The organism is Citrobacter sp. MGH105 (assembly GCF_001037485.2).
Lineage (GTDB): Bacteria > Pseudomonadota > Gammaproteobacteria > Enterobacterales > Enterobacteriaceae > Citrobacter > Citrobacter portucalensis.
Map to the genome: position 1 here is coordinate 1843090 of NZ_CP073048.1, position 21989 is coordinate 1865078.

General features: G+C 52.8%; 20 protein-coding genes. 8 read left to right on the plus strand and 12 right to left on the minus strand.

Translation table 11 applies throughout. The features are described from left to right. Window positions 1-48: 48 nt before the first annotated feature. Window positions 49-564, minus strand: coding sequence for a lipoprotein (locus tag SK35_RS08640; RefSeq protein ID WP_048215938.1), 516 nt, complete (start codon window positions 562-564; stop codon window positions 49-51). 520 nt (window positions 565-1084) lie between these two features. Here SK35_RS08640 and cspE point away from each other — a divergent pair. From cspE to SK35_RS08660, 4 genes are all read left to right on the plus strand, one after another. Continuing rightward, on the plus strand, window positions 1085-1297 hold the full coding sequence (gene cspE, locus SK35_RS08645) for a transcription antiterminator/RNA stability regulator CspE (protein ID WP_048215939.1): 213 nt from the start codon (window positions 1085-1087) through the stop codon (window positions 1295-1297). 10 nt (window positions 1298-1307) lie between these two features. Then, window positions 1308-1496 carry a cold shock small protein YmcF gene (ymcF, locus tag SK35_RS08650; protein WP_071692589.1) on the plus strand — a complete coding sequence of 63 codons (189 nt, stop codon included), beginning with the start codon at window positions 1308-1310 and terminating at the stop codon, window positions 1494-1496. A gap of 204 nt (window positions 1497-1700) precedes the next feature. Beyond that, window positions 1701-2024, plus strand: coding sequence for a heavy metal-binding domain-containing protein (locus tag SK35_RS08655; protein ID WP_001160725.1), 324 nt, complete (start codon window positions 1701-1703; stop codon window positions 2022-2024). Further along, on the plus strand, window positions 2021-2851 hold the full coding sequence (locus tag SK35_RS08660; protein ID WP_048215940.1) for an N-acetylmuramoyl-L-alanine amidase: 831 nt from the start codon (window positions 2021-2023) through the stop codon (window positions 2849-2851). Before SK35_RS08655 ends, SK35_RS08660 begins: the two co-directional genes overlap by 4 nt. A gap of 100 nt (window positions 2852-2951) precedes the next feature. Here SK35_RS08660 and SK35_RS08665 read toward each other — a convergent pair whose 3' ends face one another. From SK35_RS08665 to poxB, 4 genes are all read right to left on the minus strand, one after another. Further along, window positions 2952-3965 carry an NAD-dependent epimerase/dehydratase family protein gene (locus SK35_RS08665; RefSeq protein ID WP_003834312.1) on the minus strand — a complete coding sequence of 338 codons (1014 nt, stop codon included), beginning with the start codon at window positions 3963-3965 and terminating at the stop codon, window positions 2952-2954. 97 nt (window positions 3966-4062) lie between these two features. Continuing rightward, window positions 4063-5493: an SDR family oxidoreductase gene (locus SK35_RS08670; protein WP_048216410.1), complete on the minus strand. Its 1431-nt coding sequence runs from the start codon at window positions 5491-5493 to the stop codon at window positions 4063-4065. A gap of 10 nt (window positions 5494-5503) precedes the next feature. Beyond that, on the minus strand, window positions 5504-6505 hold the full coding sequence (gene ltaE / locus SK35_RS08675; protein WP_048215941.1) for a low-specificity L-threonine aldolase: 1002 nt from the start codon (window positions 6503-6505) through the stop codon (window positions 5504-5506). 155 nt (window positions 6506-6660) lie between these two features. After that, complete coding sequence (gene poxB / locus SK35_RS08680) at window positions 6661-8379, minus strand: ubiquinone-dependent pyruvate dehydrogenase (RefSeq protein WP_048215942.1); 1719 nt, start codon at window positions 8377-8379, stop codon at window positions 6661-6663. A gap of 152 nt (window positions 8380-8531) precedes the next feature. Here poxB and SK35_RS08685 point away from each other — a divergent pair, with 152 nt between their 5' ends. After that, window positions 8532-8966, plus strand: coding sequence for a DoxX family protein (locus tag SK35_RS08685; RefSeq protein ID WP_003834302.1), 435 nt, complete (start codon window positions 8532-8534; stop codon window positions 8964-8966). Window positions 8967-9040: 74 nt separating this feature from the next. Here the strand turns inward: SK35_RS08685 and SK35_RS08690 are convergent, their stop codons facing one another. The 5 genes from SK35_RS08690 to aqpZ all read right to left on the minus strand — a co-directional run bounded on the left by SK35_RS08690 (window position 9041) and on the right by aqpZ (window position 15484). Then, complete coding sequence (locus SK35_RS08690; protein WP_048215943.1) at window positions 9041-10654, minus strand: FAD-NAD(P)-binding protein; 1614 nt, start codon at window positions 10652-10654, stop codon at window positions 9041-9043. A 179-nt stretch (window positions 10655-10833) separates the two neighbouring features. Further along, window positions 10834-11802 (minus strand): NADH oxidoreductase, encoded by a 969-nt coding sequence (hcr, locus tag SK35_RS08695; RefSeq protein ID WP_003027256.1) that lies wholly within the window; start codon window positions 11800-11802, stop codon window positions 10834-10836. A gap of 10 nt (window positions 11803-11812) precedes the next feature. Then, window positions 11813-13465, minus strand: a complete 1653-nt coding sequence (hcp, locus tag SK35_RS08700; protein WP_008785224.1) for a hydroxylamine reductase — start codon at window positions 13463-13465, stop codon at window positions 11813-11815. 155 nt (window positions 13466-13620) lie between these two features. Continuing rightward, window positions 13621-14520, minus strand: coding sequence for a lysine exporter LysO family protein (locus tag SK35_RS08705; RefSeq protein ID WP_048215944.1), 900 nt, complete (start codon window positions 14518-14520; stop codon window positions 13621-13623). A 268-nt stretch (window positions 14521-14788) separates the two neighbouring features. Then, on the minus strand, window positions 14789-15484 hold the full coding sequence (aqpZ, locus tag SK35_RS08710) for an aquaporin Z (protein ID WP_003840208.1): 696 nt from the start codon (window positions 15482-15484) through the stop codon (window positions 14789-14791). 371 nt (window positions 15485-15855) lie between these two features. On the opposite strand from aqpZ, the gene SK35_RS08715 reads away from it, so the two are divergent. Then, window positions 15856-17514 (plus strand): ATP-dependent endonuclease, encoded by a 1659-nt coding sequence (locus SK35_RS08715; RefSeq protein ID WP_003834292.1) that lies wholly within the window; start codon window positions 15856-15858, stop codon window positions 17512-17514. On the opposite strand, the gene SK35_RS08720 is transcribed toward SK35_RS08715, so the two are convergent. Continuing rightward, window positions 17511-18458: a VirK/YbjX family protein gene (locus SK35_RS08720; RefSeq protein WP_048215945.1), complete on the minus strand. Its 948-nt coding sequence runs from the start codon at window positions 18456-18458 to the stop codon at window positions 17511-17513. The genes SK35_RS08715 and SK35_RS08720 overlap by 4 nt on opposite strands. A 159-nt stretch (window positions 18459-18617) precedes the next feature. Here SK35_RS08720 and macA point away from each other — a divergent pair, with 159 nt between their 5' ends. After that, on the plus strand, window positions 18618-19733 hold the full coding sequence (gene macA, locus SK35_RS08725; protein ID WP_008785219.1) for a macrolide transporter subunit MacA: 1116 nt from the start codon (window positions 18618-18620) through the stop codon (window positions 19731-19733). Beyond that, entirely contained in the window at window positions 19730-21676 is a 1947-nt protein-coding gene (macB, locus tag SK35_RS08730; protein WP_048215946.1) for a macrolide ABC transporter ATP-binding protein/permease MacB, read from the plus strand. Before macA ends, macB begins: the two co-directional genes overlap by 4 nt. A gap of 74 nt (window positions 21677-21750) precedes the next feature. On the opposite strand, the gene cspD is transcribed toward macB, so the two are convergent. Continuing rightward, on the minus strand, window positions 21751-21975 hold the full coding sequence (gene cspD / locus SK35_RS08735; protein ID WP_003036813.1) for a cold shock-like protein CspD: 225 nt from the start codon (window positions 21973-21975) through the stop codon (window positions 21751-21753). Window positions 21976-21989 lie beyond the last annotated feature (14 nt).

A 21989-nucleotide genomic window follows, 5' to 3' on the forward strand; every position in this document is an offset into this window, starting at 1 on the left:
TGCCAGACAATTTATGGGGGTTATGATTTAAGCGGGTGAATGGGGCGGTTAGCGGTTTTCGACAGACTGGCGCAACGTCCCGGCTGGCGCGTGTACGCTGCCGCCCAGATAGCGTACATCATCAACGACCCAGCACTGACCTTCACGGATCATCAGCACTTCATCACGCCAGCTTTGGTCACCTTGTTTCAGCTCTACGCGCAGTGGAATGTTGCGTGCATCACTATTCGGAATAGTCGATGCGCTGGCGACACTGGCGCTGTCTGGTAACGTAGCGCGACTGGAGAACGGATCGCTGTTAAACAGGTCGCGGTGTGCATTATCGCGGCTGGCGTCGGTCAGCAGTTTAGCCAGATTGTCGCTCAGGTACGGACGAAGGGCGGTAATGTCATTGTTTCGATGCTGAATACGGTAATCATAGAATTGTTGAGCCACGCTGTCTGGCCCACCTTCTATGCATGAACCACTACGCGTGCCGTTATCTTTATAGACCGGCGTCACGGTCGTACAGGCGCTGAGAAGTAGTGCACATAGAACCAGCAGAGAGAGTTTCGAATAGCGCATAATGATTTCCTTATAAGCTTCCTACTAATTGTGTTCTACGATGAACAATTCGGTCTCACTAAAGATTGTATGATCGATTAACACATTGTTTTTGCTAAAGCAAATTCGCGGACACCCCACCTGAGGCATGTTGGTGGCGCTCGTTGCCAGCTTCAGCTTTAGTATATCAACCTGCAACGGGGCGTTGGCGGCCATTCATGCTTCTTATACTGTATAGACCATCTGAGCATTTGCATGTTCCATTTGCCGCGCTTTACGCCTGGCTAAACAAAACTCATGCCGTGTTGTTGGCTATAAGGGACTCCGGATGGCTAAAATAAGAGTTGCTTAATCTCGGTGCCCGTGCGTTAATGATCCGGTCGGTTTGAATAACAGACGATATACAAAGTAGTTTACTCAAGCAGTTCTCATTTTCAGGTGTAATCCGTTTATCCCCTCTTTGAGTCTCTTCATTAAGCACTACGAAGTTTCTGTCATAAAAACCAAGCTTGCCGAAAGGCTCAAATTAAGGAATAAATATATGTCTACTAAAATGACTGGTTTAGTTAAATGGTTCAATCCTGAAAAAGGTTTTGGCTTCATTACGCCTGCAGATGGCAGCAAATATGCCTTTGTCCATTTCTCAGCGATTCAAAGTAATGAGTTTAAGACACTGAATGAAAACCAGAAAGTCGAATTCGGTGTGGAGCAGGGACCTAAAGGTCCATCCGCAATTAATGTTGTGGCGCTTTGAGGTAACTATTATTACTAATCATATTCACTTTCGCTGTCCATGTTGCCATGGTTCCCAATACAGAACATCAACCTTTGATGTTACTGAGGGAAATCCGTTCGGGGCAAAATGCATTTTTTGTAAATCAAAAATGATTACATTTGATAACGTAGCAATGTACATTCAGTCCGGCCAGGCGCCATTAGATTTTAGAAAATAATAACTTCAGGCCCCCAAACATCTGGGGGCTTTTTTATTTCTGGCGGCATGCCAGTCAAATAAAAATAAAAAACGCATTACCTGAAACCGCTACACATCAACAAGGATAGTAGTTTTATTTGGCGGGCTTTCCTTTGAGTGTCATAGTGTATTGGTTTGATAATGCTTTTGAGGTCGTGCTCTTAGCGCAAAAAGGAGATTAATGATGCAGTTTTCGACAACCCCTACGCTGGAAGGACAGAGCATCGTGGAGTACTGCGGTGTTGTTACCGGCGAAGCCATTTTAGGCGCGAATATCTTCCGCGATTTCTTCGCCGGCATTCGCGATATTGTTGGCGGTCGCTCCGGCGCGTATGAAAAAGAGCTGCGTAAAGCGCGTGAAATTGCTTTTCAGGAGCTGGGCGAACAGGCGAAAGCGCTGGGTGCTGATGCGGTGGTCGGTATCGATATCGATTACGAAACCGTAGGCAAAGACGGTAGCATGCTGATGGTGAGCGTCAGCGGTACCGCGGTGAAAACTCGCCGATGAAACGTCTGTTGTGTCTGCTGGCATTTACGCTGTTGCTGGTGGGATGTGCTGGCGAAAAAGGGATTGTCGACAAAGACGGGTATCAGTTAGATACCCGCCGTCAGGCCCAGGCTGCTTATCCGCGCATTAAAGTACTGGTTATCCATTACACGGCCGATGATTTTGACTCTTCCCTGGCTACGCTGACCGATAAAAACGTCAGTTCACACTATTTAATCCCCGCAGTGCCGCCGCTTTACCATGGTAAACCGCGTATCTGGCAACTGGTGCCGGAAAAAGATCTGGCCTGGCATGCGGGGATTAGCTTCTGGCGCGGTGCTACGCGTATTAACGATACCTCAATTGGCATTGAGCTGGAAAACCGCGGCTGGCAAAAATCAGCGGGCAGCAAGTATTTTGCACCGTTTGAGCCCGCGCAGATTCAGGCGTTAATCCCATTGGCGAAAGATATCATCGCCCGCTACGACATAAAACCGCAAAACGTGGTGGCTCATGCAGACATTGCGCCGCAGCGTAAGGACGATCCCGGCCCGCTGTTTCCGTGGCAAGAACTGGCCGCTCAGGGCATTGGCGCATGGCCGGATGCTCAGCGTGTGGCATTTTATCTCGCCGGACGAGCGCCCCATACGCCGGTAGAAACCGCGTCATTGCTCGATCTACTGTCACGCTATGGTTATGAGGTAAAACTTGAGATGACGCCGCGTGAACAGCAGCGGGTGATTATGGCGTTCCAGATGCACTTTCGCCCGACGTTGTGGAATGGCGTGGCGGACGCGGAAACGCAGGCGATTGCCGAAGCGTTACTGGAGAAATACGGGCAGGGTTAACGCAGACACCAATGCCTGATGGCGCTTCGCTTATCAGGCCTACGGTTAATTTGGCAGGATTTTGTGGCGCTTGTGCCGCCACCCTGCAATGGCTATCAGCCTAACGCGGCAGCTTACCGTGGTCGCGCAGCCAGGCCGCGGTACGCTCAATCCCTTCATCCAGCGTCACAACTGGCTGATAACCTAACTCTTCCTGGGCGCGGCTGGTATCCAGCGTAAAGTCAAAATTCAGCTTCGAAACGCCGTAATGCGTAAGCTTTGGCTCTTTCGCCGATTTATTGCCTAAGCGCTCCATGCTGCGGGCAATCATGTCCAGCATCGGGTAGGGCACGGAGCGGATACGGCAATCAATATTCAGCTCGTCGATAAGTTTCTGCACAATACTGCGCAGGGTGCGATGTTCACCGTTGGTTATATTGTACGCGCGACCCGACGGCAGCTTATCGCAGGCTTCCTGACTCGCCAGCCACATCGCGTGAACCGCGTTCTCGTAATAGGTCATATCCACCAGCGCACTCCCGCCGTGCGGCAACAGGATGCTGCCGTAGTGGTACATCATATGGGCGAGGCGGGGAATAAAGACTTTATCGTGAGGTCCGAACAAGCTTTGTGGGCGCAAGACAGTAAAGCGAGTCTGCGGGTTGGCCTGGGCGAGCAGCGCAATCACCTCTTCACCAGCCGCTTTGCTGCGGGCGAATTCGTTGGCGAAGCGATGGGGACGGAAGTCTTCTTTGATATCGCGATGATGGTGATAATCAAAATACAGCGACGGAGAGGAGATATGAATAAAGTTACGTACGCCCCAGGCTACGGCCCACTCGCCCAGACGGCGGGTAGCACGAACGTTGGCCAGATCAAAAGCTTCCTGAGTTCCCCACGGAGAGGTGAAACTGGAGCAGTGCCACAGCGTGTCAATGCCGGCCAGCATCACTTTTGCCTGCGAAGAAACCAGCTCGGTCAAATCCGCATGCACAAACTCTGCGCCCATTTTCTCCAGCAGCTTGCCCATCGCTTCGTTGCGACCGGTGGCTCTGACGCTGACGCCTTTGCTGCATAAAAACTCAACCGCGTTTCGGCCCAAGCCGCTGGTGGCTCCGGTAACCAGTACCTTCATATCAATCCACTGTGTTTAAAAAACGTCGTGCGCATTCTTCCGTGAATTACGCCTGTATGCAATGGGAAACATGAAAGAATACAGGCTCTTTTTATCATTAGTCTGTGATTTGTTCTGCAAGTTTGGCTATACGCTTCGCCATCCCCCTGAAAATGAACAGGTGGGCGGGGATCATCAATAGCCAGTAGAAGAGGCCAGGCATACCGTGAGGATGCCACCACGCGCGTACATCAATGCGTCGGTGATCGCCTTTATCTTCCAGTGTGAAGCTCAGGCGACCCAGTCCCGGCGCTTTCATCCCAAACAGCAGCGTCAGCTGTTTCTCCGGCTCAACGATGATGACTTTCCAGCTATCAACGGTGTCGCCAACTTGCAATAGTGGGTGTTCGGGACGACCTTTTGCCAGCTTATGGCCGACCAGCAGGTCCAACGCCGCGCGCGTCTTCCATAGAATATTGCCAAAGAAATAGCCTTCTTTGCCGCCGAGTCGATTCACAACCTGCCACAGCGCTTTTGTGCTGGCAGAGGTTTCAACGCTAAAGCCAGCTTGTTTGGCGAAATAGCCATATTCTGGACGCCAGCGGGCAAACGCCTGTGCGTCGTAACCCCAGTCGCTGGAGTTGACCAGCTTCTCTTCTTCCTTCAACGTGCTGCGCACCGCGTCATCAAAGGCAATCAGTTTTTGAGGGATCAGCGCACGTAATTCGGTGTCATCGGCTAGCAGGTCGTGTTTTAAGCCCTGGATCAGCGCTTTGGCCGTGGTTGGCGGCACTGACGTAATGACGTTTAAAAACCAGACCGAAATCCAGCGGGTAGGAAAGGGGATGGGGATGAGCAGGCGATGTTTACCGCTGACCGCCATAAAATGCTCGAACTGTTCCTGATAGCTCAACACCTGCGGCCCGGCGGCTTCGAGGACGCGGTGATGTGGTGTGGGGTTTTCCAACAATGCCACCAGATAGTACATTAAATTCTCCAGCGCGATAGGCGTGGTACGCGAGCGTACCCAGCGTGGAGGGGTGAGAACCGGCAGGTTGTAAACCATATCGCGCATGACTTCAAAGGCAGCGGAACCCGCTCCCACGATAATGCCCGCGCGCAATTCCGTCATTGGCACGCCTGACTCGCGCAAGGTGTCCGCGGTTATCTGTCGTGCACGCAGATGATCGGATTGTTCATGCCGGGGAGCCTGCAATGAGCTCAGGAAAATAAGCTGTTTAACTGGCGTATTACGCAGCGCATCGCGCACGTTCATCGCCACCTGGCGTTCGTGGGCGATAAAATCACCGCCTTCGCCCATACCATGAACCAGATAATAAACCGTATCAACACCCGTTAGCAGCGGGGTGAGGTTATCTGGCCAATTCAAATCGACCTTGTGGCAACTGACATTGGCCAGTTGCTGCTTTTCCAGCCGTTCAATGCGACGTGCCGCAGCCAACACCTGATGCCCTTGCTGACTGAGCGCCTGTACTAAATGCTGACCAATGTAGCCACTGGCGCCAAGAACCAAAATCCGTTGCGGCACGCCCATCTCCTTATTGGGTTAAAAAAGCGCGCCAGTGGGCGACGACTTCAGCAAGTTGTTCACGTGATACGTCCAGGTGCATCACCAGGCGCACAATCGGGGAGGCGTTAATCAGCACACCTTGCGCTTTCATATACTCGCCCAGCGCGGTAGCGTGCTCTTCGCCAACGCGAACAAACAGCATGTTGGTGTCGTGGCGCATGACGTCCGCCCCTGCTTCGCGCAGCTGCTCCGCCATCCAGGCTGCGTTGTCATGATCTTCCTGTAACCGCGCCACGTTATTTTTCAGCGCATACAGCCCGGCCGCTGCCAGAATACCGGCCTGACGCATTCCGCCGCCGGTCATTTTGCGCCAGCGAATAGCGCGTTTGATGTACTCGTGGCTGCCGACCAGCAGTGAACCAACGGGGGTACCGAGGCCTTTGGAGAGGCAAATGGTGAACGAATCACAGCATTGCGTGACATCTTTAAGTTCACAGCCGTAGGCGACGATGGCGTTAAAAATACGTGCGCCGTCGACGTGCAGGGCAAGATTACGCTCACGGGTGAATTCCCAGGCGTCTTTCAGATACTCGCGCGGCAGCACTTTGCCGTTGTGGGTATTTTCCAGGCTGAGCAAGCGGGTGCGGGCAAAGTGGATATCGTCCACTTTGATTTTTGCAGCTACTTTGTCCAGAGGCAGGGAGCCATCCGGTGCGGCGTCGATAGGTTGCGGTTGAATGCTACCGAGCACCGCTGCGCCACCTGCTTCGTAGAGATAGTTATGCGCGCCCTGACCGGCAATGTACTCTTCGCCACGCTGACAATGGCTGAGCAGCGCCACCAGGTTAGCCTGAGTACCGGTAGGTAAGAAAATAGCGGCTTCTTTACCAGAAAGCTCTGCGGCGTATTGCTGGAGGGCGTTAACGGTAGGATCGTCCCCATACACGTCATCCCCGACTGGGGCTGCCATCATCTCTTCCAGCATGGCGCGACTCGGCCGGGTGACGGTATCACTGCGTAAATCAATCATGGTGTCTCCTTATTACACTTCATCCTTCAAGCTGCCTCGGCGTTGGCCGCACCCTTAAACCCCAGTCACATAGTATACCTATGCTCCTGGGGATTTTCGGGCTAGCCGCCTTGATGCATCATGAATGATTTTGTGTGTGATTTAATAAGGATGTTTTACCTGAGCCAGTTCGTTTTCGCCAGTTCGATCACTTCATCACCGCGTCCGCTGATGATTGCGCGCAGCATATACAGGCTAAAACCTTTGGCCTGTTCGAGTTTGATCTGCGGCGGGATCGCCAGCTCTTCTTTCGCCACCACCACATCGACCAGCACCGGGCCGTCAATCGACATCGCCCTTTGTAGCGCTTCATCAACCTCTGAGGATTTTTCCACGCGAATGCCTGTAATGCCACAGGCTTCGGCAATCCGCGCGAAGTTGGTGTCGTGCAGTTCAGTGCCGTCGGTCAGATAACCGCCAGCCTTCATCTCCATCGCCACAAATCCCAGTACGCTGTTGTTGAAGACAATAATCTTCACCGGCAGCTTCATTTGGACAACCGACAGAAAGTCTCCCATCAGCATGCTAAAGCCGCCGTCACCGCACATTGCCACAACCTGGCGTCCTGGTTCGGTCGCTTGTGCGCCGAGTGCCTGCGGCATGGCATTAGCCATCGACCCGTGGTTAAACGATCCGAGCAGGCGACGTTTGCCGTTCATTTTCAGATAGCGTGCTGCCCACACCGTTGGCGTACCAACGTCGCAGGTAAAGATGGCATCGTCAGCGGCAAAGTGGCTGATCTGCTGCGCCAGATACTGCGGGTGAATGGCTTTATCGCTGGGTTTGGCTAAATCATCCAGCCCTTTACGCGCCTCGCGATAGTGCCCCAGCGCTTTGTCCAGGAATTGCCGCTCGGTTTTCTCTTCCACCAGAGGCAGTAGGGCACGGAGAGTGGATTTAATATCGCCTACCAGCGCCATATCCACTTTACTGTGCGCGCCAATGCTCGCCGGATTGATATCAATCTGAATAATTTTGGCGTCGGTGGGGTAGAACGGGCGATAGGGGAACTGGGTGCCAAGTAGGATCAGCGTGTCGGCATTCATCATGGTATGGAAGCCGGATGAAAAGCCAATCAGCCCGGTCATACCCACATCATAGGGGTTATCGTACTCAACATGCTCTTTACCACGCAGGGCGTGAACAATCGGCGCTTTAATTTTAGCCGCAAACTCAACCAGCTCTTTATGCGCACCGGCGCAGCCGCTGCCGCACATCAGGGCGATATTGCTGGAGTAGCGCAGCAGTTGCGCCAGTTTTCTCAGCTCTTCTTCTTGTGGAGTCACCACCGGGAGCGGTGCATGATACCAGTGCGTGGTGGCGCTTTCAGGTGCAGGTTTTAGCGCCACGTCACCGGGTAAAACCACCACCGAGACGCCACGATTTAATACGGCTTTACGCATGGCAATGGCGAGTACCTGCGGGATCTGTTCTGGGCTGGAAACCAGCTCGCAATAGTGGCTACATTCGCGGAACAACTCTTGCGGGTGGGTCTCCTGAAAATAACCGCTGCCTATTTCACTGGAGGGAATATGCGCGGCGATTGCCAGTACCGGGACGTGGTTACGGTGACAATCAAACAGCCCGTTGATCAGGTGCAGGTTGCCTGGCCCGCACGAGCCTGCGCAGACGGCCAGTTCGCCCGTCAACTGCGCTTCAGCGCCCGCAGCGAAGGCTGCAACCTCTTCATGACGGGTTGGCATCCAGTCAATTGTTCCCATACGATTCAGACTGTCACTCAGACCATTTAGCGAGTCACCCGTTACACCCCAAATGCGTTTTACGCCAGCCTGTTCGAGTGTTTTAGCAATAAAAGCGGCAACCGTTTGTTTCATGGTTTTCCTTCTCCTCTAATGTGATACCGGTTACAAGTTTAGATGAAGATAATAGTTATGCTTCTCATTTCCCCCTTATTTCCGGCAGGTTTCATTTAACCTGTATTAAGCGTAGTTTGTTTTGGACATGGTGAAACAAGGAATAAATTCAAATGGTTATAAAACTATTAAATTCAGTTAACCGAGTACTGACTCACGAAGATTTTGGCAAGTTATTGTTACGCTTTGCCGTAGGTGGGCTGATGCTGTTTCATGGGCTGCATAAACTCTTTGCGGGTATTGATGGCATCAGCGGTATGTTGATAGCGAAAGGTTTCCCTGGCTTTATTGCGTATGGCGTTCTGTTGGGAGAGGTCGTGGCACCGTGTCTGATTATTCTTGGCATCCTGACGCGTCCGGCGGCGTTGGGGCTGGCGTTTACGATGGTTGTGGCATGGCTGATGGTCGGGATGGGGGAAACCTGGACACTGGATAAAACCGGTGCATGGGCGATTGAAAGTCTGGTTTATTTCTTTATCGGCGCGCTGGCCGTGGCGTTTTTGGGGGCGGGGCGTTACTCCGTTGCCGGGAATTCTGCCTGGCGATAGTTACCATCTGAGAGTCAATACCGAGGCGGGAAAGCGTAGCATTGCTCCGCCTCGTCGTTCAATTTGTCGCTAATCTATATGTCGTCACTGTTCCATAGTTTGTGCCGACGTCTCAGCGCTCGCTGCGTCAATGCCCTTGCCATCGCGGCGCCTATTTCAGCGCTGACCACCAGTCCCTGAATAAACGGACGATCGTGCATTAACCACGGCAGCCCGCCAAAAGCGATGCGATTGCGGGCGTTTTCCGGCGCTTGCAGCGTGTAATCTTCGCCGATATCCGGGATCTCATCGCCACAGGCCAGCAGTTGATCGCGTAGCGTTGGGAACGGGATATCTTTGCTCTGCAATGCCCGTTGTCCTCGGGCGTCAATAAACACATCAAATTCGCTGCGCTGACCGTGGTGGGAAATTACCGTCATTTCCTGTTCATTCATGCGCTCATAATCTGTGCCAAGCGCGAGGATCTCAATCAGCCCAGCTTCGTGCAGCGCCAGCAGTCGGCGAACTGACTCTGACGGGATTGCCGCATAGTTATCAATAAATACCCGCGCCAGTCCGCGCTTGAAACGTTTTTCGTCGCGGGCATCAAGATGAGGGACTATCTCCTCGATAACCTCGTGCAGGCGCAGCAAGGTATAGCGCCAGGCGACGGTATGTTGTTTCTGCTTGTTGCGCTCAACTTCTACCAGGTTACGTCTCGCCCAGTCAAAAGGGTCATGCCTGAGCCTGTCGGCGAAATAGACTTCGGGGAACGTGTCGGCGTTAAGCGTCGCAAGCGCCACCTGTTGGCACCAGCCTGGCGCTGCGTCTTGCAGTTGTTGCGCCATAAGCTGAAAGATGCGGTCCAGTAATCCGTTTTGTCCATGGGCAATGGCATCTTCAATTGCTTCTGGCGTCGCGATATTCAGCGATTCATACGGAAGGGGGCAGTAAAAATCCGCTTCAGGCAGTACCCCGCTGCGCGACATCAGGGTCAGTTTCAGGTTTTGACTGTCGGATTTAGGTGTGAATTGCAGTGAATGGTCGGTATTGGTAGTGAAGGTGCCATGCTGACTGGCCACAGCCATCGCTGCGTCGATAGCACTTAACGAGGTGCCCAGAATCCCTACCCGGCAAGCACCAATCTGCGCGTCCATCAGACCGGTCCACGGACTGGGGAAAAATTTGCGTTCCTGAGCATCCGTTTCAGGCCACAGATGACCAGTGGCGATAGCGGCGAAATCCACCTCAACGGGCTGTGACGCGTGGTTGATCCACAAAGAAACCCCATTCGGGTCTGCTCGCAGGTCGGTGACTTCGCTTGATTCATGTACGCGAATCGTGAAACCGGCTTGTTGCGCTTTCTCGACAATGGCTAAAAAACGATCGCGATAATAGTCGCCGAGGATCACGCGGGGCAAAAATTGCCGCTCATGCAAAGACGCGCGTTCAATCTGAAACTGGGCCAGATAGTCATCACTTTGATTCTGAAGCCACGTCAGATAACTGATATAGATCGGTGGGATCTCAATGCTGGCTATATTTGCCAGCATGTGGTCTGCGTTGTTGTCGCTATTGTAAGGCATGCCAACGCCCGCCTCTTCAGCTTGCTCGTAAAGCTCTATTTCCAGCGGTTCACCGCGCTCAACCAGGGCATGAAACGTATAAATCCCGGTGGGACCGACGCCGACAATGGCCACTTTTTTCATGGGGATCCTTGTAGAAAGTTCGACGTGCTAGTCGGGTATTATGTTTAATCTGCGCAGGGTAAGTGTGGTCGATAATTTGCGGGGAGAGTGAAAACATCAGAATTTTGCAACGCCTGACAGCATAAAAAAAGGCCACCCGGTACAGCCAGGCGGCCTTTTGCACATCAGATCCCGGCCAATTACGCCAGCACTAAATCACCCTGCGGATGACAGGAACAAGCCAGCACATAACCTTCAGCGATTTCTGCGTCGGTCAGCGTCATAGTGCTGCTGACCGTGTAGTTACCGTCAACCACTTTGGTTTTGCAGCAGCCGCAAACACCTGCACGGCATGCGGCGACAACCGGAACCTTGTTGCTTTCCAGCGCTTCCAGCAGCGTACTGCCCACTGGCGCGTAGAACTCTTTCGCCGGCTGTAGCTTGGTAAACTTCAGGCCACTGGTGGCGGCTTCGGCAACAGGTGTGAAGAACTGCTCTTTAAAGAAGCGCGTCACACCCAGCGCTTTGACTTCTTTCTCAACCAGATCCATATACGGTGCCGGGCCACAGGTCATCACGGTACGCGAGGTCAGATCCGGTACGCTTTTCAGCAGTTCGGTCGTCAGTCGGCCGGAAACAAAACCTTCTGTGGCATTGTTTTCAGCAACTAATGTCACCGGATATTCGCGCCACTCGTCGGCAAAAATGACATCTTGCGGCGAGCGAACGTTAAAGATTACCTGTACATCCGCTTGTGGGCGGTACTTTGCCAACCAGCGACGCATTGACATGATTGGCGTAACACCACAGCCGGCGGCCAGCATCAGGAACTTGTCTTCCGCTTTATCTTCACAGGTGAACTCACCCATTGCATCGGACAGCCAGATATAGTCGCCGCGCTTCACGTCGCGGGTTAGCCACTGTGAACCTGCGCCATCGTCAATCCGGCGGATGGTCAACGTGATGTACTCGCTAACGCCCGGCGTTGAAGAAATGGTGTAAGCACGCAGTGTATCCGCTGAATTACGTACGCTGACCAGTGCATATTGCCCGGCGCGGTAAGGATAATAATCGTGGCACAGCAACGAAATTGTCCATACATCCGGCGTTTCCTGATGGATGTGGTGAACCTGCATCCGCCATGGGCACTGATGAGTTGGCATTGTCATTCTTTACTCCTTACGCGCTCAGCAGTTGCTTCATGTCTTCTTCAACGGTGGTCACGGAACGCAGACCAAATTTCTCGTTGAGAACTGCCAGCAGATCCGGTGTGAAGAAACCAGGTGCAGTCGGGCCAGTGACGATGTTTTTCACGCCCAGAGACAGCAGGGTCAGCAGAATAACAATCGCTTTCTGTTCGAACCAGGAGAGCACCAGAGACAGCGGCAGATCGTTCACGCCACAGCCCAGTTTCTCAGCCAGGGTTACCGCCAGGATGATGGCAGAGTAAGCATCGTTACACTGACCAGCATCCACCAGACGCGGCAGACCTTCGATATCGCCGAACTCCAGTTTGTTGAAGCGGTATTTACCGCAAGCAAGGGTCAGGATCAGGCAGTCATCCGGCACGCTGGTGGCGAAGTCGGTGAAGTAGTTACGTTCACCACGTGCACCGTCACAACCGCCAACCAGGAAGATGTGACGCAGTTTTTCGCGGCTCACCAGGTCGATCAGGGTATCAGCAGCGCCCAGCAGGGTCTGACGACCGAAACCTACGGTGATCAGGTGCGGGATTTCGCTGTACGGGAAGCCAGCCATCTGCTGTGCCTGAGCGATAACCGGACCGAAGTTGTCGCCTTCGAGGTGGCTCACACCCGGCCAACCGACGATGCTACGGGTCCAGATACGGTCGTCGTACGCGCCAACGGTCGGGTCGATGATGCAGTTAGAGGTCATGACGATCGGACCTGGGAAGCGGGCAAACTCTACCTGCTGGTTCTGCCAGCCGCTGCCGTAGTTGCCGATCAGGTGCTTGAACTTACGCAGTTCCGGGTAGCCGTGCGCCGGCAGCATTTCACCGTGGGTATAAACGTTAACACCGGTACCTTCGGTCTGCTCCAGCAGGTTGTACAGATCTTTCAGGTCGTGACCGGAGATCAGGATGCACTTACCTTCGGTTGCTTTTACGTTGACCTGAGTCGGGGTCGGGTGGCCGTATTTGGTGGTTTCACCGGCGTCCAGAATGCTCATCACTTTGAAGTTCATCTGGCCGATTTCCATTGAACACTCCAGCAGAGCGTTCATATCGGCAGGCCAGGTACCCAGCCACGCCATGATTTTGTGGTACTGAGCGTAGATTTCGTTGTCGTACTGACCGAGAACGTGCGCGTGCTCCATGTAAGCTGCCGCACCTTTCAGGCCGTACAGACACAGCAGACGCAGGCCGAGAATGTTCTCGCCGATGGCTGCTTTGTCTTTGTTCGGGGTAAATTCAGCGGCCTGACGTTGCAGGTCGCCCAGATCGTCGCTGACCAGTTGCAGATCGGCCATCGGGTTGGTGACCGCTGCGTTCGCGTCGATGTTCAGGCATTGCGCTTTTAGGGCGTCGCGCATGGCGATAGCTTCACGGGCATAGCCAACAATACGCGGGGAATCGAAGTTAACGTTAGTCAGCGTGGAGAAGAATGCACGCGGCGCAAAGTTATCAACCTCATGGTCGATAATGCCGTATTCACGTGCTTTAACAGCCCATGCAGACAGACCTTGTAGGGAAGCAATCAGCAGATCCTGCAAATCGGAGGTTTCAGCCGTTTTACCGCACATACCCTGCGCGTAAGAGCAGCCGTTTCCTGCCGGAGTACGGATGGTTTGTTCACATTGCACACAAAACATGGTCACACCTTTTAAAGTTATATTTGATATACATGTTTAAGGTTATGCCTGTGCGCGAAGGGATAAAAGGGATTTCTGCTACTACTTGCAGGGAGATTGATTTAGCGCAATTTTGGCGGTAGCTGACTACCGCCAGAGAGGTATTTGTCCCGGCGTCAGGCGGAGAAAAACGCCATCAGCAGAGGTACTAACAGACTCAGAATAAAGCCGTGGACGATGGCTGCCGGGACCATTTCCAGACCGCCGCTGCGTTGTAAAACGGGCAGGGTGAAATCCATTGATGTCGCGCCGCATAATCCCAGCGCGGTAGAGCGGCTGCGGCCGACCATTCCTGGAATCAACATAATGGCGATCAGCTCACGGGCCAGGTCGTTAAAGAAGGCGGCACTACCAATTACGGGCCCGAACGATTCGGTTAACAGAATACCGGACAGGGAATACCAGCCAAAACCTGATGCCATCGCCAGCGCGGTTTTCAGCGGTAGACCGAGGATCAAGGAATTGATAACCCCCGCCAGCATCGAACTGGCGACGACGACGACGGCCACGATCATCCCCCGACGGTTCAACACAATTTGCTTTAAGGTCATGCCGCTGTTGCGCAGTTGAATCCCCACCAGGAACAGTAAAAAGATTAACGTATATTCGCTGGCTTCGGTGGCATGCTGCAGAATGGGAAGCCCAGTGAGGCCGAGCAGGAAGCCGATGACGACGACGCCGCAAAGCTGAAGCGACTCAAGCGCCATTGCAATTCGCGAGGGGAGCTTTTCTTGCTTGTGGCTGTGTCTCCAGGGCAGCGAACGCTCCAGCCAGAACAGCGCCGCAATATTACACAGTATAATGACCGTCACGCTGACCGCAGAATAATGAAGAATGGCTAACAGGTTGCTGGCGAGATTATCCAGAAACGCCAGGCTAATACCCATAAAAAAGAGAATAAGGTAGACGATCCAGCTTAACAGGCGATTGATAAGTTGTAATGCAGCCCTGTGCCGGAGCGGAATAAGGTAGCCCACAATAAGGGGAACCAGAATGATTAACAGCCCTGAAAACATGAAAATCAGATCCTTGCTGAGAAGTAAGACGAAATGCGTCACTATAACCTAAATAATTCAAGTTGCAGGAAGGCGGCAAGGGAGTGAATCCCCGGGAGCGTACATAAGTACGTGACTGGGGGGAGCGAGCGCAGTCAACACATCTGCAACTTGAAGTATAACGGGTATACACACTACTCAATGCAAAGAGGGGAGTAAAGTTGCAAATAAAAGGAAATATAGAGAGGAAAAAAAAGACCTGACTTTCGCCAGGCCTTTTTGTTAGCGATTAATCGCGTTTTTCCAGCAGGGTGCGGTAAATAAGACCGCCGAGAACCCCACCGATAATCGGCATGACCCAGAAGAACCACAATTGTTGCAATGCCCAGCCGCCCTGGAAAATGGCTACTGCGGTACTACGTGCCGGGTTTACAGAGGTGTTGGTGACCGGAATACTGATCAAGTGAATCAGTGTTAACGCCAGACCAATTGCGATAGGTGCAAAACCTGCCGGAGCATGTTTATCGGTCGCGCCGTGGATCACTAATAAGAAACCTGCGGTCAGAATAATTTCAATGACGACGGCAGAAAGCATGGAATAACCGCCTGGTGAATGTTCACCAAAGCCGTTCGAAGCAAAACCACTGGCCGTTGCATCAAAACCTGCTTTACCGCTGGCAATAAGATACAGTGCCGCAGCTGCAACAATACCGCCCACAACCTGAGCAATAACGTAACCAATAACATCTTTTGCCGGGAAACGACCGCCAGCCCATAAACCGAAGGTTACCGCCGGGTTAAAATGTCCACCTGAAATATGACCCACAGCGAATGCCATGGTTAATACTGTCAGGCCGAATGCCAGCGCGACACCGGCAAATCCAATTCCCAATTCCGGGAATGCGGCTGCCAGCACTGCACTACCGCACCCACCAAAAACGAGCCAAAACGTACCGAAGAATTCAGCTGCTAATTTCCTGAACATAACCACCTCAATTAAAAGTTCCGGGTTCGTGTTCCTTGCCCGGTAATTCATCGCTAAAAGGGACGATGATGAAAGAGCGGGTATTTTAGAAAAAAATATCATCCCTTCGCCAGTTAAATTGATGAAAAAATTTGATTTAAGGCAATATGTTGCGATTCCTTTTTGAATCTTGGGTGAATGAAGCATAGTTCAATTAGCGAAAGGACGATGATTAAGTTCTGAAATTATATTCAGGAGAAAACATAAGAAGAATATTCTTATTTTTTTTGCTTTTGCGATTCACACCAGATTGATATCGGGTGTCCTGAGCGACCGCTTGCCGTTATACTCCTGATAACTTGAAGGAAAAAGTTAGCATTTCCGGAGGCTATATGATTCTCGAACGCGTTGAGATTGTTGGATTTCGCGGTATTAACCGTCTGTCGTTGATGCTGGAGCAGAGCAACGTGCTGATTGGGGAGAACGCGTGGGGTAAATCCAGTCTGCTGGATGCCTTGACCCTGCTGCTGTCGCCGGAGTCAGACTTGTATCATTTTGTCCGCGAGGATTTCTGGTTCCCGCCGGGTGATATACAGGGCAGGGAACACCACCTGCACATTATCCTGACGTTTCGTGAATCCCAGCCGGGTCGTCACCGGGTGCGTCGCTATCGTCCTCTGGAAGCCAGTTGGACGCCTTGCCAGGATGGCTATCACCGCATTTTTTATCGCCTGGAAGGCGAGTGTGCGGATGACGGTAGCGTTCTGACCTTACGCAGTTTTCTTGATGGCGACGGCCATCCATTACCTCTCGATGACATTAACGATCAGGCGCGCCACCTTGTGCGTCTGATGCCGGTACTGCGTCTGCGCGACGCGCGATTTATGCGACGGATCCGCAACGGTACCGTGCCGGACTCGGCGGATGTCGAAGTCACCGCCCGCCAACTGGATTTTCTGGCGCGTGAGCTGGCTACCCGGCCGCAAAACCTGACCGACGGGCAGATCCGCCAGGGGTTATCGGCCATGGTTCAGTTGTTGGAGCACTATTTTTCCGAGCAGGGGGCTGGCCAGTCCCGCTACCGTCTGATGCGCCGTCGCTCCAATAACGAACAACGGAGCTGGCGCTATCTGGACATTATTAACCGCATGATTGATAAACCCGGCGGACGTACGCACCGGGTTATTCTGTTGGGCCTGTTTTCGACCTTGTTGCAGGCCAAAGGCACGCTAAGGCTGGATAAAGACGCCCGACCTTTACTGCTGGTGGAAGATCCGGAAACGCGTTTACATCCCATCATGCTGTCGGTGGCCTGGCACTTGTTGAATTTACTGCCTCTGCAGCGAGTGGCGACCACCAACTCTGGTGAGCTGCTGTCCCTTACGCCTGTTGAGCATGTTGTTCGTCTGGTACGTGAATCATCCCGCGTCGCTGCCTGGCGGCTGGGGCCGGGTGGGATCAGTGCAGAAGATGGTCGGCGAATCGCATTTCATATTCGTTTTAATCGTGCGTCATCGTTGTTTGCCCGCTGCTGGCTGCTGGTGGAAGGTGAAACGGAAACATGGGTTATTAACGAACTGGCCCGCCAGTGCGGACACCACTTTGATGCAGAAGGGATTAAAGTCATTGAATTTGCCCAGTCCGGTCTTAAGCCGCTGGTTAAATTCGCCCGCCGGATGGGGATAGAGTGGCATGTGCTGGTCGATGGCGATGAAGCCGGGAAAAAGTACGCGGCCACGGTACGTAGCTTATTGAATGACGACAGAGAGGAAGAGCGTGAGCATTTGACCATGCTCCCCGCGCTGGATATGGAACACTTTATGTATCGCCAGGGGTTTGCTGACGTCTTTCACCGGGTGGCGCAAATCCCTGAGAATGTGCCTATGAATATGCGCAAAATTATCTCCAAGGCGATACATCGTTCGTCAAAACCGGATTTGGCCATTGAGGTGGCGATGGAAGCCGGGCGGCGGGGCGTTGATGCGGTGCCAACGCTGCTGCGAAAAATGTTTTCCCGCGTGCTGTGGCTGGCACGCGGCAGAGCGGATTAGTGGCGAAACATCGACGACAGCTGCGAATGGATGCTGTCCAGTAGCTGATAGCGGCGGCGGTATTCTGCGCGTTTTTTGCTCGCAATATCCGCCTCGCTTTTTCGCGCCAGCGTGCGCGGAATATGATAGTACCCGTTGCTGTCGCACTCACCGCCAACCGACTCCCAAAAAGCGTTGTAGTCAGAATGGATCACCTTGTTTTTATCGTGGTAGCGTTGGCTGCGAAAGATATGCTGTTCATTACTTACAGCCATAACTTTTTCAATATTCAACTGTTCGGCTAAACGGCAAATGGTTTCCATCACAATACGTTTTGGGAAAATTCCATGGCAGGACTTCGTTGCTTTTTGGATTGCTTCGTGCGGTAGTTGCGCATTGCCCTGCACACCGCCAATAAATAATGTCCTTTTCCCATTATATTCGCAGAACGTAAACGTCATTTTAGTTAGCACGTCTCCGTCACCATTGCGCACCTGAATGGTGGCTTCACCCTCTTTATCCAGTACCGGAAACATCATCATGGTGATGGTAAATATATCGCCGTCTTTACCTTCGGTTTGCGCCAGATGTAAGCCGTCATTGCTTAATAAGGCGTTAAATTCAGCGGGTAAGAATGCGTGGCGGATAAAATGGTAATGAAAACGCACCGCATCTAAACGCATTTTGCGGGAGAAGTTTGCCGCAAGATAAGGACGGTGCAAACGAACCGGCAGTCGGGGTTGACGGGCGAGCAGGGGGCCAAGATCCGGCCATTGGGCCAGTTCAGTCATCCATTCCTGAGTGAGACGGGGTATCAATAATGAACGCCAGATAAATTTACGACGAAAGCTCCGTTTATCCCAGCAATGTGCGGGCCGTAAATGACCGCTGCTCAGGCTGAAAAAAAGGCCAAAAGGCGTGACTGGTTTGGTGGAAAGAAAAGTGCTTTCAGTTAGTTGACTCATAATATAAATCCGATTGATACCCTTGTACTAATTTCAGCACAGCGGATCTTAACCATTCATCAATAACTCTGTTATTCTTGCGCTTTTCAACGGCGATTTATTTAACGTTGATGATTAGCACTCCACTCTGGTGGACGTATTGGGGGTATTGGGACATTTATGAAGCTCAAGGGAAAAATCAAAAAACGCTATTTTCTGTTCGCCGTCATCCTTATTGTGGCGGTAATTGCACTTTGGCGAACGCTTAATGCGCCTTTACCTCAGTATCAAACATTAATTGTTCGACCTGGCGATCTGCAACAAAGCGTGCTGGCGACCGGTAAGCTGGATGCGCTGCGTAAAGTTGACGTCGGGGCACAGGTCAGCGGGCAGTTAAAAACGCTGTCGGTTGCGATTGGCGATAAAGTGAAAAAAGATCAGTTGCTCGGTGTTATCGATCCTGAACAGGCGCAAAACCAAATCAAAGAGGTTGAAGCGACGCTGATGGAATTACGCGCCCAGCGTTTACAAGCCGAAGCTGAGTGGAAGCTGGCGCGGGTCACTCTCTCCCGCCAACAACAGCTGGCGAAAACCCAGGCCGTTTCACAGCAGGATCTCGACACGGCGGCCACTGAAATGGCGGTCAAACAGGCGCAAATTGGCACAATTGACGCGCAAATTAAGCGTAATCAGGCCTCTCTCGATACGGCAAAAACCAACCTTGATTACACCCGCATCGTTGCGCCAATGGCTGGCGAAGTAACGCAAATTACTACTCTGCAAGGGCAAACCGTTATTGCCGCCCAGCAGGCCCCTAATATTCTGACGCTGGCGGATATGAGCACCATGCTGGTAAAAGCGCAGGTTTCTGAGGCTGATGTAATTCACCTGCATCCTGGGCAAAAGGCCTGGTTTACCGTGCTGGGCGATCCGCAAACACGCTATGAAGGTAAGCTCAAAGATGTTCTTCCGACGCCAGAGAAAGTGAATGATGCGATTTTCTACTATGCCCGCTTCGAAGTTCCCAACCCGAAAGGGATCCTGCGTCTGGATATGACCGCACAGGTCCATATCCAGCTCACTGATGTCAAAAATGTCCTGACCATCCCGCTGTCGGCGCTGGGCGATCCTATTGGCAACAACCGCTATAACGTCAGACTACTGCGTAACGGCGAAACCCGCGAACGTGAAGTGGTTATCGGCGCGCGTAATGACACCGATGTGGAGATCGTGAAAGGGCTGGAAGAGGGGGATGAAGTCATTACCGGTGAGGGCAACGCTGGAGCTGCAAAATGACAGCATTGCTTGAGCTGAGCCATATCCGCCGCAGCTATCCGTCAGGTGAAGGCCAGGTTGAGGTGTTGAAGGACGTATCCTTGAGCATTCAGGCCGGGGAAATGGTGGCGATTGTCGGGGCGTCGGGTTCGGGTAAATCGACGCTGATGAACATTCTCGGCTGTCTGGATAAGCCAACCAGCGGTACGTATCGCGTTGCCGGACGCGATGTCTCTACGCTGGATAGCGATGCGCTAGCGCAACTGCGTCGTGAGCATTTTGGTTTTATCTTCCAGCGCTATCACCTGTTGTCGCATTTAACCGCCGCACAAAACGTTGAGGTACCCGCGGTCTACGCGGGCACTGAACGTAAGCAGCGCCTGGCGCGTGCGCAGGAATTACTCCAGCGGCTGGGGTTGGGTGACCGGGTTGACTATCAACCTTCCCAGCTTTCCGGTGGTCAGCAGCAGCGGGTCAGTATCGCGCGTGCGCTGATGAACGGAGGGCAGGTTATTCTTGCCGACGAACCCACCGGTGCACTGGATAGCCATTCCGGCGAAGAGGTGATGGCGATTTTGCACCAGCTGCGCGATCGCGGGCATACGGTAATTATCGTTACTCACGACAGCCAGGTCGCCGCGCAGGCCGAACGGGTCATTGAAATTCGTGACGGTGAGATTGTGCGCAATCCACCGCCACAGAAACCCTCTGGCGGACGCGATATTGCGGAGCCAACGGTGAAAACGGCATCCGGCTGGAGCCAGTTTGTCAGCGGTTTTCGTGAAGCGCTTACCATGGCCTGGCTGGCAATGGCCGCGAATAAAATGCGAACGCTACTGACCATGCTTGGGATCATTATCGGTATTGCTTCGGTGGTGTCGATCGTGGTGGTAGGCGATGCGGCTAAACAACTGGTACTGGCAGATATTCGCGCTATAGGTACTAACACCATTGATATCTATCCAGGCAAAGACTTCGGCGACGACGATCCGCAATATCAACAGGCGTTGAAGTATGACGATTTGACGGCGCTACAGAAGCAGCCCTGGGTCAGTTCAGTAACGCCTGCGGTGTCGAAGAACCTGCGGTTACGCTATGGCAATATCGACGTTGCTGCCAGTGCTAATGGCGTTAGCGGCGACTATTTCAACGTCTATGGCATGACATTTAGCGAAGGGACCACCTTTAACGCCGAGCAACTGGCGGGCCGTGCTCAGGTGGTGGTGCTCGACAGCAATACCCGTCGTCAGTTGTTCCCCAATAAAGCGAAAGTTGTTGGCGAAGTCGTGCTGGTGGGGAATATGCCTGCCACGGTGATTGGTGTTGCAGAAGAGAAACAGTCGATGTTTGGCAGTAGCAAGATCCTGCGGGTCTGGCTGCCTTATAGCACTATGTCCGGGCGAATCATGGGACAGTCGTGGCTGAACTCGATCACCGTGCGGGTGAAGGATGGTTTTGACAGTGCCCAGGCCGAACAGCAACTGACCCGACTGTTGACGTTGCGCCACGGTAAGAAGGATTTCTTCACCTGGAATATGGACGGCATCTTGAAAACCGCCGAAAAGACCACACGTACATTACAACTCTTCCTGACGCTGGTGGCGGTGATTTCGCTGGTGGTCGGTGGGATTGGCGTGATGAATATTATGCTGGTTTCAGTAACCGAACGAACGCGTGAGATTGGCATTCGTATGGCGGTTGGCGCTCGCGCCAGTGACGTGCTGCAACAGTTCTTAATTGAAGCTGTGTTGGTGTGTCTGGTTGGCGGCGCGTTGGGCATTAGCCTGTCGATGCTAATCGCTTTTACGCTACAGCTATTTCTGCCGGGCTGGGAAATTGGATTTTCACCCGTCGCGCTGTTGACGGCGTTTCTGTGTTCGACTGCAACCGGTGTGTTGTTTGGCTGGCTACCGGCGCGGAATGCGGCACGTCTGGATCCGGTAGATGCTCTGGCGCGGGAATAATGCCACAGAGATAAAAATGCCAGCCGCAAGGGCTGGCATTTTGACTGCGGGATGTACACAATGAGACAGAAGAGCTATGCGACAGCTTCTGCTTCAATGACAGGCACGATGACACTGGCATGATTGCCTTTTGGCCCCTGGTGGACATCAAACTGGACAGACTGTCCGGCTTTTAGCGTTCTGTAACCATCCATCTGAATGGTGGAGTAATGGGCGAAAATATCTTCGCCGCCGCCTTCGGGGCAAATGAAACCAAACCCTTTGGCGTTGTTGAACCACTTAACAGTACCCGTTTCCATACTTCGACATCCTT